Here is an 11,216-nt window from a genome sequence, read left to right on the forward strand (position 1 = left end):
ACCTAAAACCCTCCTGATAACAGTTGATGTAACCAACTCCTTCAATTTCTATGAAGATTCCACCAATAGTACCTATTACAACAACACCCTCGACTTTGGGCCATCATATGATGAAATTCCCATAGGTGAGGGCACTGTTGAATATTATGGGGATAAAGGTTTCCACCCCTTTATGCCGAAGTTCAATCTGAAAATGCTGTAGAGCACTTAGAATGTCAGGACCTTGTCGCTGTCGGCAGTCCACTCAGCAAGGGCTGCCATGGTGGACTTCTCAGCGCCTGCAAAATATGGTTCGTTCTTATGGATACCACAACGGGCCATACAAGTTCCACAAACCCTTACCTGAACACCCTTTGCAATCAGGTCACGAAGCATCTGCGATAGGTCTTGGTCATATTCGAGTGGTTTCTTGTTTGAATCTCGTGCAAGATCTACAGAGTCATTCATCAGGAAGATTCGCACTATATGACCTGTTGGCTGCAGCTGTCCAGCAAGACGAAGGGCATTCCACGTTACATCGCTTCCATCATAGGGAGCATGATTGAATATCATTAGCATACTACTCATTTTATTTCCTTTTCCTGTATAAACGGTCCAAGCTCCATATCTGCGTAGGATGACCCAGGTCGTACAACTGGATACAATACTTCCTTACGGTCGGTGATCACCTCAAGCAAGCATGGTCCAGTGCTCTCCATCCACTCTTTGAGCGCTTGCTCTATCTCTTCTTTCTGTTCAATCCTTCTGCTATAGGAGAAACCGCACAGGTCAGCCATCTTCGCAAAATTGACATCCTCTTTTCTGCAGGTAGCAGAGTGTCTGCCTTCATATGCAGCATCCTCAAGATTATAGACCATCCCATCGGCGTGGTTGTTCAGGAGGAGTATCTTGATAGGGAGACAGTTTGTTCCAATGGTGAAAAGCTCACCCATATTCATCCTGAAACTTCCGTCTCCGTCCACGACGATTACCTGTTTATCCGTATTGGCATGTACGGCGCCAACAGCAAGCGGCATGCCACTTCCCATGGTCCCAAAGGCACCACAGGTGAGAAAAGATCGGGGCCTCTGGCATCGGATGTACTGAGCAGAGAACAGCTGATGGTTTCCCACCCCTGTGGTGATGATGGTAGATTCGTCAATGAGTGAATCCAAGGTACGTAAGACCTGTGCCATCTGGATGGTAGTTGCTTCAGTATTGTAGGCAAGAGGCCAACGACGCTTTAACCGTGCTGCATGCTCTCTCCATTCATCAATGGTGAGTTTGAGGTCTTGGATATCAGCCCAATCGCAAAGGTCGTGAAGAATGGTTGCGGCATCTCCGATGAAGGAGAACACAGGTCGCCTTTCTCCCCGAATCTGTTGTACCTTGTCGGCATGAATGTCGATGAACGCAATTTTCGCCTGGATGGCAAAACCGACTTTTTCCGCAACTCGGTCATCCCAGCGGACTCCAATGGCGAGAAAGAGGTCGTTCTCCTGGATGATCTTGTTGGCGGCAGGAGTGCCGAACATACCAAGCATACCAAGGTTGGTTGCCTCACGCTCACTTACCACACCTTTTGCCATCAAGGTGTTTACTGATGGGATCGAAAACCGTGCATTGAATCGTCTGATGGCTTCACTTCCACGTTCACTGTTAATCCCTCCACCCAAATACAGGAGTGGATGGTCAGCCTCCATCAACAGGTCGAAAAATTGTTTGCATTGTGAAGCGGAGAGATGGACATCCTGATCATAAATGGTGCTGAACTGTTCAAGGGGAAGTGCTTCATACCCGGCTGCTTTCTGTTGCAGGTTCATGGGAAGGTCGATGACTACCGGTCCACGTTTACCTGATTGTGCCAGGAAGTAAGCATCCTTGATCACCTTTTCAAGGTTGTTCAAGGCTTTAACAGAGTACACTTTCTTGGCTGTAGGGCCAAAAACTGAGGCAACATCAATATGCTGGAATGAGTCAGTACCAAGCTTGTGCTCTGGTACCTGTCCAGCGATTACCACCAAGGGAATGCTGTCAGCGTAGCTGTCAGCCACTGCTGTCAGTGCATTGGTGATGGCCGGCCCACTGGTAACAATGGCAATCCCGACCTGCTCACTGCTCCTCGAGTATCCTGCAGCACTGAAGGCCGCACACTGCTCATTGGCATTCACGACAATTTTTATCGAGCTCTTTGCTAGCTCATCCATAACCGGCAGAATAGCCGCTCCTGTATATCCGAAGATATACTGTACACCCAGATCCTCAAGGCTTCGTGCAATAATCTCTGCTCCGGTTTTGAGTTGTTTAGCCATAGTGGACTCCTTTTTGGCATGCTAAAGAAATCTACACAAACAGTCAATTCTGTCGAACATGAATGAACAATGTTTTTATTCTTTGATTGCTCTAACCTCGAATTGAGAAGACAAAAGAGTGTATGAACGAAAAATATTTGGATATTTGGCGAAAAGGCAATTTAAATACATTGTGCCCGGCAAGAACAGGACGTAGCCTACCTATACAAAACAAGAAGAGGTAAAAGTTATGAAAAAAGGAAGTAAGGTACAACACATTCTTTTGGCACTGTTGTTGGTCTTGATTACCCTTACCCTTAGCTCCTGCGCTTCGCTCATGGCAGGACTGTTAGGGTTTGACGTTGCTCCTCCTGCATCCAGTGAATCCTCACTGTTGTTTGTGGAGCTTGTTGCTTACACCGAAGGTCAACAGGGGACAGTGGATGATGATGTGGTGGAAGTGAATTTCACCAGTGGATTTTTCCCCGTCGTGGTCGATGAGAATGGGAAGGAGGTTCCCTTCTCTGTGATCGAAGGAATGACGGAGGCGGGATTGGTATTCTATAAAGAGAACCTGCAACCAGGAACCTATACCTTGCAGGGAATCAGGTATCTGTGGATGACCGATTATGCCTTCATGAATTCACCAATCAAGGACATGGAGTTTGATGGCCAGAGAACTGAATGGGTGGAACGGCAGTTCTTTGCACTCGATGAACCGGTGAGTCTTGAACTCAAGCCAGGCAGTACCGACTCGTTGGGGCGCTACAAGGCATATTTTGAGCTGATGAGTGACCAGTATGAGAAGGATCCAAACCTAAGTGTGGAGGATGATGAGAACAAGGCTGTATTGTTCAGAATTGAATCAGCAGAACCAGAGAACAAGGAAACACTGAAGCTGATGAACAATTGGACCTACGAGCCCTGGCAGCTCTGGAATCAACGAAGTGTGTTGAAATGAGAATACATCGATAAGATCTTGTGCGGTATCTTTGGATGGATACCGTATTTCTTTTCTCTAGTGGTAAAAGCTGTGGTACGCTTGGGCATGATTGTTGATGAACAAAGAATAAGGAAACTCAATACCAAACCAACACTGCATGAAAAGCCGTATGTTGTGTATTGGATGCAGGCATCCGGGAGGGTGTATCAGAATGAAGCACTCTCGTTTGCAATAGAGACAGCAAATTCCCTTAAGAAACCTTTGGTTGTCTATTTTGGAATTACTCCACATTTTGCAGGTGCCACAGCCCGTCACTACCGTTTCATGCTGGAAGGTATTCGGGAGGTGGAGAAGGAGTTGCAGGAGCGTTCCATACCCTTGCTTGTCTCTTCCTTTGGGGTAGTGGAAGGTTTGGAAAAGCTTCAATCAAGCATTGCCTGTCTTATAGTCGACAGGGCATACACCACCATCGAACGTTCTTGGAGAAAGGAGGTTTCCTCGTTTCTTGCTTGTACCATCTATGAGGTAGAGGCGAACGTAGTGGTGCCCGTTGATGCGGTGAGTGATAAGGAAGAGTACTCTGCAGCAACCCTGAGAAGAAAAATTGAACCCATGATCTCCTACTTTGCACAGGAGATTCAGATACCTGAGATCAGCGTGAAGAGCCGATCTTTTGATTTCTCCTTTGACACAGCTGATCTTGAAAACATCCCATTACTTGTTGAATCACTGGGGATTGAGCAGAAGGGTAGTTCGGTTTTGCCATTGCAGGGGGGCAGTGCTGCAGCGCTCTCTAGACTGGATGACTTCATCGAACATACCTTGGTAGGCTATTATACAAAACGCAATGATCCTGCACAGAACCACAGTAGTGGGCTCAGTGCATATCTTCATTTTGGGCAGATCAGCCCAGTTACCATCTACCACGCGGTTAAGGATCTGGATATCAGTGATGTACCGGCATTCCTGGAGCAGTTGATCGTCAGGCGTGAACTTGCCTATAACTTTGTTGCTTTCAACCCATTCTATGACCAGTATGAGGGACTTCCCTCCTGGGCGAGGAAGAGCTTGGAGGCGCATGAGGCCGACCCAAGACCCGTTACCTACCGATATGAAGAGTTGGAGAAGGGAGAGACCCATGATCCTTACTGGAATACAGCACAGAAGGAGTTGGTTGAATTGGGTCGAATGCACAACTACCTGAGGATGTACTGGGGAAAAAAGATCCTGGAGTGGAGCCCGACTCCCAAGCAGGGATTTTCCTGGGCACTGAAACTCAATAACACCTACCAGGCAGATGGACGTGATCCAAATGGGTATGCAGGTGTTGCCTGGTGTTTCGGCAAGCATGACCGCCCATGGGTGGAGAGACCCATATTCGGAAATATCCGCTACATGAATGACAAGGGGCTGGAGCGAAAATTCAACATGAAAGCCTATCTCCAGCGAATTGAAAAAGAAACATCCATCTAGGAGCCCAGTTTTCTCAGGTTCTGAACCTCCACAATCAGGGCCCCTTCATCACTCTTTACCAAGCCGAAGACCAGTAGCGGCCAACGACCTGCCAGCAATGGGTAGAGACGATTGTAGAGATCAGGGAATAGTACTGTCTCATAGAGTGCTGTCTCATCCTCAAAGGAGACAAAGCTCATGCTTTCTCCCGTCTTGGTCAATACCTGTTTCTGGGTTATCTGGTAGCCGATGAGCGTGACATATCGCTCTACATGCTGGTTGATCTCTGAGGCCTTGATCCGATGAACTGATCTCAGGAGGTGTGCGTAGAGGACCAGGGGATGATGATCCCTGAGGAAGCCCAAGGATGCAAACTCCTGGTGGATCTCTTCTTCACTGAAAGAGCGATGTACGGCAACAGGAAGTTGCTCTTTCTTGCAATAGGGGAGAGGGTTGTCAAACAGGTCTGCCTGTCCATAGGATTGATTAGTACGTGTGGTGGTTAGCAGGATCCTGAGCTGTTCACTTCGTTTTCTCTCAGGTGCCAATGAGTCAAACGTGCCAGAGGCTACCAGGGCAACAAGATCCTCTCTGTCCAGGGAGAGCCGGAGGGAAGCCTCTTCCAGGGTGGAGAACCGCCCCCCTTGTTTTCGTTCCTCGATAATTCGCTTCATAGCCTTTCTGCTGAGTTCAGCGATGGCCATCAAGCCGATAATCAGGGTGTTTCCTTCTGCCCAGTACGTAATCCTGCTGATATTGATATCGGGGCCGGCTATAGTCAGGCCCATTCTTCTTGCCTCACTGATGTACGCCTGTGGTCGGTAATATCCCCCTTGGTTGGTCAATACAGCAGCCATGAAATGGGCCGGGTGATGGACACGGAGGTATGCACTTTGGAAGGATACCATGGCATAGCTTGCCGAGTGGGGCTTGCAAAAGGAGTATCCATCGAAGGAGAGCATCATCAGCCAGATCTGTTCAGCAACAGGAGTGGTTACCCCACCAGCATTGCAACCTGCAAAAAACTGGTCCCTGAATGCCTGCAACCGTTTTCCTGCTGCTTTCTTTGCGATGACCTTACGGAGTTGGTCGGCATCAGCTTGGGAAAATCCTGCCAGGGCAACGGCTGTCTTGGAGACATCTTCCTGGTAACAAAGTATTCCATAGGTCTCATCAAGGATATAGGCAAGTCTGGGATGGAGTGGTTCCCACCGTTTGCCTTTCAAGCGTTGCACATACTCATTGATGTACTTGTTTGCTGCAGGCCGTATAATGGAGGAATGGATAACAATATGGGCAAAATCCCCTCGTCCAGTTTTCTTCTGCAACTGTCTCATTGCAGGGGATTCAATGTAGAAGACACCCATTGATTTCCCACAGGCAAGTGCATCGATCGTATCAGCATCTTCTGCAGGCTGCCAGGTTCCTTCATCAATGGACACCCCTTCTTCCCGCAGGTTTCCCAAGGTGTCACGAATGACTGCAAGGGATCGGTTGCCCAGGAGGTCGATCTTTACAAAACCTGCCTGCTCTGTTCCATCCTTCTCCCAGCTCAGCAGGGGATATCCATCAGCTGAGCGGAGGATCGGGGCATAGCACGTTACTTCCTTGGGTGTGATAACCAACCCCCCGCAGTGCATGGATATCTCTTTGGGAAGCCGGTCAAGGGATGAGGCTATACGGACGATGGTCTGCCACAAGGGGTCAAGCAGTGAATCGACTCCCTTCATGAACAAGGTCTCTTCTGCCTTGGTGATCTGTGCGTCACTCAGTCCATAGCAGCGGGCTGTTTCGCGAATGGCCGAACGCAGGCGGAACCGGTTGTGGTTGGCCACCCTTGCACAATGATCAATGCCAAAGCGTTCAAAGACTGCAGCAAAAATCCCGTCTCGCTCATCCCAGGCAAAGTCAACATCAATGTCCGGTGGATCCTGGCGGGAAGGGGAGAGGAATCGTTCAAAGTACAGATGATGGGCAATGGGATCCACATTGGTGATGAAGAGACTGTAGGAGACGATGGATGCAGCTCCTGATCCCCTACCGCATGTCCTGCTGCTCATCAGCACGATATCGTGCATCACCAGGAAATAGGGGGCGAACCCCTTCTCGTTGATGATGCCCAGCTCATAGTCGATTCGTTCCATGATGGCGTCATTGATCTCCCCGTAGCGTTTCTCTGCTCCCCGGTAGACCCGGTATTTCAGTTCCTCTTCTGCGTTGCCCATGTCAGTGACCGGATAAGTGGGGAAGATCAGGGAGGAGGAGAATGGGTCATACGGCCTGAGACGCTCTGCGTTTTCAATGGCCTCTGGCCAGGGGGCAAAGACCTGCTCCCACTCCCTCTGTTCAAGCAAGATGCCACCCTTTTGGAAATACTCATCCCCTGTAAGGCTTCCCACACTTTTATGAAGGGCAATGGCTCTGAGTACCTGGTGAACTTCCCTTTGGCTTTCGGCAAGAAGGAATGCTCCATCAACGGCGAGAAGGGGAACACCAAGCCTCTTCGCGGTGGTTATGATTTGCAGGGAATCCGGGGTAATCGCACCATAGAGGTCAGCTGCTCTACCTGCAAGCTCGCTCAGGATTGCACTGCTTGTGGTTGCCAACACAAGTCCCTTTGCAGTTTTCTTGAGTGTAGGAAGATACGAGAAGGAAGGGTCAAGATTCCTCTTGCTGATAAGCTTGCAGAGCAACTCATAGCCCCCTTGGTCCTGTACAAAGACAAAGAGGTCTCCCGTCTTCTCGGTAAGCAGGCAAGCGCAGATAAGGGAGATTCCCCTCTCTTTTGCTGCTTCCCTATAGACAGGATACCCATAGAGGTTGTCGCGGTCCGTGATGGCTACCTGTTTTACCTGCATGTCCTGTAGACGGTCGAAGAGTTCATCAACCGAAACAGGGGAGAAGAGAAGGGAGTAGGCTGTGCTTAGGGCTAGGCGACTACGCATGGGCAAGTGTTGTCCCATGGGTCAGGATGCCAGGACCAAACTTATGGCGCATTCGGTCAACTGCCTGCTGCAGGGAATCAGAGCGATGCTGTGAATCGGGAAGAAAGAGGTCCAGGGTCGGGGCGAGTGGGGAGAGTTCGCCTAGGGAGAGAGAACAAGAGAGAATACGTACCCTCCGGCTTGCCGCCAGCTGTGCTACCTTCCATGCGACAAGGGCAATTTCATGGTCATAGACCCACTGTCCCTTTATGCGGTGGGAAGCCTCGCTTCTTCTTCCATCACTATAGAGCAACGCTATCTGTATCTTTGCCGAACCAAGTCCTGCAGACCTCATAGCCAAGGCTGCATCCTCCCCAGCAGCAACCACAGCGGCCTTGAGGGCATCCATCTCAAGGATTGGTTCCGCAAAACTGATTTTTCTCTGCACAATCCGCTTCTCCGGCAATCCGTTTTGGAGTGGGCTGTTATCCAATCCACGGGCGGCATCTCGAAGGGCAAGACCACGTTTTCCCAGGAAGGCCATCACCTGCTCATCCCCAAGGGCAGCAATCTGGCCAATTGTCTTAATCCCTGCCACTGAGAGTAGTCGTGCAGTTGCAGAGCCCACTCCGCTCAGCAAGGAAACATCCTGCCAGGCAAGGAATGAGGCCTCATCTCCCTCTCTGACCTGGATAAGTCCTGCAGGTCGGGTGGTACGGGTACCCACCTTTGCAACCAGTTTATTGGAAGCAACTGCCACAGAAGCCTCAAGATTCAGCTTCTTTCTGATCTCGCCCTGGATCTGTACCGCGCTATCCACCACCGGGCCAAAGAGACGGGTGGTTCCCTGCATGTCCAGATAGATATGTCCTCCCCGGTCACACTGGATGCTGGGAGAATACTCCTGTGCGATGGAGGTGATTGCTGCATCGGCTTTCGCCGTGCTCTGATTGTCCCAGGGAAGCACCTGCAGGGAGGGGATCATCTGCTTTGCAAAGCGGAGGGGCATGCCTGCCCGTATCCCCTCTTCCCACGCTCGGCGGGATGGGGTGAGTACCACAGTCCTTGCTGATCCCTCAAGGGCAACCACAAAGGGGGTGTCAGCAAGACTTGGATTCTTTGCCACCTCCACTGCTGCTGCAAAGTCAGTTACATTGATATGGATGATGCTTGCACCTGCTCTTTGCATGCCTTGCCTCCCACTGCCAACTGGTACAGCGTCAGTGCATTGGCTGCTGCCTGACCCCTTCTATGGTTGTTGAAGTAGATAAGTACCTTCTGTGCATGTGTGGTAAATGACTGGATACGCCCAAGCAGGCTGGCAAGCTCTTTCTCACTGTAGAGATAGTCGTAGCGGCTTGCACTGTCCGATCCCCACCATGTCTCCTCATTCCTCCCATGAAGCCTGATATATGCCAGTGAGCTGCTGGTTTTAACATCCATCATCGGTGGGTTGCCTTTCACCGAGGGGAGGTCAAGGGAAGCAAGGGCAATATTCCTCTCTCGTAGTGAGTCGAGCGTGCGGTTGTTGTACCAGCTGCTGTTCCTGAACTCGATGGCAAGCGGGAATGGGGAGAGGGATCTCAGGAGTGAGTCCAGATATTTTCGCTCTGCCACTTCATAGTGGAACGAGTAGGGGAATTGCAGGAGAACGGCACTGAGCACCTGGTTTTCCGCCAGCGGTTCAAGAGCATGGGAGAACAGGAGTGCCTGCTCCCTCCACGAAGAAGGATCAATGGTATGGGTGAGGCTCTGGTGGGCCTTGATGGAGAATTGGAGGGATGGAGCACTCTTGTGCATTGCTGCAAGCTGAGGGGCCTCCGGCATACGATAGTAGCTGAAGTTCAGCTCCACGGTGGGAAAGCGTTGGGCATAGTGGGCAAGGAACTCTTCTTGCCTCGTTCCTGGTGCATACACTGGTCCTATCCACTCGTTATAGCTGTAGCCTGAAGTTCCAATCAAAACAATACTCATACTCTTGATATACTATATATATGTTAAGTAATCAAGAGTAAAACTCCCGTATCTTGCCTCTGAGGGGGATATCAGCCATACTGATGCACAACATTTTGGAGGTGGATGTGCACACATATGCCGGTATTGTTTTCTGTGATGTGGATGGAACGATTCTTCCCCATGGGGAGAGAACCGTCTCATCGGATTTCTTTGCCTTGGTAGAAGAAGCAAGGCAGGCTGATTTCCTGGTCTGTATCTCCAGCGGGCGATTCCATGAGGCGCTCCTTCCCCTCTTCTCTCCAGTCTCTTCCAAGGTGGTCTTTTCTGCTTCCAATGGATGCCGGGTATTGTACCAGGGAAGAGAGTTGTTTCCTAATCATGGAATAGAGTATTCCTTGGCGGAGCAGATTACCTCTTCACTGCATTCATGGGGGGCAACGGCGCTTATCTCAACAACAGAGGCCATCTGTCTCCCTACGGTAGCCCGCGAACAACTGAAAGCAAAGAGCTATCTGGCAAAAGGATATACGAGATTCTTTGACACATTCAGCGAAATCCCAGGGGATGTGCTGCAGATCACAGCTGTATGTGATGGCAATATGCCTGCAATCCTGGAGAGAAGCCGGGAGGCTTGGGGCTCTACCTTTCATGTGGTTACCACTGGCAAGGAGATGTTTGACATCTGTCCTACCTCGAAGGGAATCTCACTGAGAGCAATCAGTGAACACTTCTCTGTTCCCATTGCCCATACCTATGCCTTTGGGGATGATGAGAATGACATCCCCATGCTTGAGGCTGCAGGCAAAGGGTATATCATGGGGAATGCACACCAAGGGGTGAAGGACAGGGAGTTTGAACACTGCTACGATTTGATCGGGACAATCAGGAAAATACTCGCAAAGTAAATTGGGAAATGCTAGAGGATAAGTAGAGGGTATGCTAAAGTAGTGTCATACGTTGGTTTGGAGGACAGGGAGTAATATATTTGGAGGTGCCTATCAGTGCAACCCAAGGGCCGTATGCCCTCACTATTTCTGGTGTGGCAGTAATCCTTTTAGGACTGCTTATCCTTCTCATGGTCATCATAATCATACAGAAACGTAAGGCAAGAACGTTCCAGACACAGGAAACCTCGCTTCAGCACACATCAGCATTGCTTCACTATGTAATAGAGCATTCACGCTATGCAATCGCAGTCCACGATACAGAGCTACGGTATCTCTACGTCAGCAAGAAATATTGTGAGGAGTATCATATTCCTGATGGGAATGCCATCATCGGGAAGCATCACTATGATGTGGTTCCCAGTCTTCCAGAAAAATTGCGCATCGTACACCAACGTTGTCTGAAAGGGGAGGTTTTGTCCGGTGATGATGATACCTATGTGCATGAAGATGGAAGCATAGATTATACTCGTTGGGAGTGCAGACCTTGGTATACTGAGGAAGGAAAGATAGGTGGCATCGTTGTCTACACGGAGCTGCTTACCAAGCAAAAGCGAATGGCCTCAGAATTGAAAGAAGCCCATGACTATCTCGATGCCCTGCTTACCTATGCAAACAGCCCTATTGTTGTCTGGGATGCTTCGTTTACCATTACTCGGACCAACCACTCCTTTGCATCTTTGTTGGGGATGTCAATACAGGATATTATTGGCAAGCAAGTAGGTAC

Annotated in this window: 10 protein-coding genes; 5 read left to right on the forward strand and 5 right to left on the reverse strand. The window is 49.8% G+C overall.

The genetic code is table 11. The features are described 5' to 3' along the window. Positions 1–202, forward strand: a 202-nt coding sequence (locus JF818_RS14320) for a hypothetical protein (protein ID WP_198892655.1), incomplete at its 5' end; no start/stop codon positions are given. A gap of 5 nt (positions 203–207) precedes the next feature. Here JF818_RS14320 and JF818_RS14325 read toward each other — a convergent pair. Both JF818_RS14325 and JF818_RS14330 read right to left on the reverse strand, forming a co-directional pair. Next, positions 208–567 carry a DsrE/DsrF/TusD sulfur relay family protein gene (locus tag JF818_RS14325; protein WP_198892656.1) on the reverse strand — a complete coding sequence of 120 codons (360 nt, stop codon included), beginning with the start codon at positions 565–567 and terminating at the stop codon, positions 208–210. Next, complete coding sequence (locus JF818_RS14330; protein WP_198892657.1) at positions 564–2,291, reverse strand: thiamine pyrophosphate-binding protein; 1,728 nt, start codon at positions 2,289–2,291, stop codon at positions 564–566. Before JF818_RS14330 ends, JF818_RS14325 begins: the two co-directional genes overlap by 4 nt. A gap of 229 nt (positions 2,292–2,520) precedes the next feature. Here JF818_RS14330 and JF818_RS14335 point away from each other — a divergent pair, with 229 nt between their 5' ends. Both JF818_RS14335 and JF818_RS14340 read left to right on the forward strand, forming a co-directional pair. Continuing rightward, positions 2,521–3,231, forward strand: a complete 711-nt coding sequence (locus JF818_RS14335) for a hypothetical protein (RefSeq protein ID WP_198892658.1) — start codon at positions 2,521–2,523, stop codon at positions 3,229–3,231. 87 nt (positions 3,232–3,318) lie between these two features. After that, positions 3,319–4,686, forward strand: coding sequence for a deoxyribodipyrimidine photo-lyase (locus tag JF818_RS14340; RefSeq protein WP_233067934.1), 1,368 nt, complete (start codon positions 3,319–3,321; stop codon positions 4,684–4,686). Here the strand turns inward: JF818_RS14340 and dnaE are convergent. The 3 genes from dnaE to JF818_RS14355 are packed head-to-tail and all read right to left on the reverse strand — an operon-like array spanning position 4,683 to position 9,563. After that, positions 4,683–7,628 carry a DNA polymerase III subunit alpha gene (gene dnaE, locus JF818_RS14345; protein WP_233067937.1) on the reverse strand — a complete coding sequence of 982 codons (2,946 nt, stop codon included), beginning with the start codon at positions 7,626–7,628 and terminating at the stop codon, positions 4,683–4,685. The two genes, JF818_RS14340 and dnaE, sit on opposite strands and share 4 nt — an antisense overlap. Beyond that, positions 7,603–8,778 carry a DNA polymerase gene (locus JF818_RS14350; protein ID WP_198892659.1) on the reverse strand — a complete coding sequence of 392 codons (1,176 nt, stop codon included), beginning with the start codon at positions 8,776–8,778 and terminating at the stop codon, positions 7,603–7,605. Before JF818_RS14350 ends, dnaE begins: the two co-directional genes overlap by 26 nt. Then, entirely contained in the window at positions 8,739–9,563 is an 825-nt protein-coding gene (locus tag JF818_RS14355) for a DUF72 domain-containing protein (RefSeq protein WP_198892660.1), read from the reverse strand. The genes JF818_RS14350 and JF818_RS14355 overlap by 40 nt, the downstream gene beginning before the upstream one ends. Before the next feature lie 107 nt (positions 9,564–9,670). Between JF818_RS14355 and JF818_RS14360 the strand changes: the two genes are divergently transcribed. After that, entirely contained in the window at positions 9,671–10,450 is a 780-nt protein-coding gene (locus JF818_RS14360) for an HAD-IIB family hydrolase (RefSeq protein WP_198892661.1), read from the forward strand. An 86-nt stretch (positions 10,451–10,536) separates the two neighbouring features. Next, a partial coding sequence (locus tag JF818_RS14365; RefSeq protein WP_370570348.1) for a PAS domain-containing protein occupies positions 10,537–11,216 on the forward strand: 680 nt, incomplete at its 3' end.

The organism is Sphaerochaeta sp. S2 (genome assembly GCF_016406725.1).
Taxonomy (GTDB): domain Bacteria; phylum Spirochaetota; class Spirochaetia; order Sphaerochaetales; family Sphaerochaetaceae; genus Sphaerochaeta.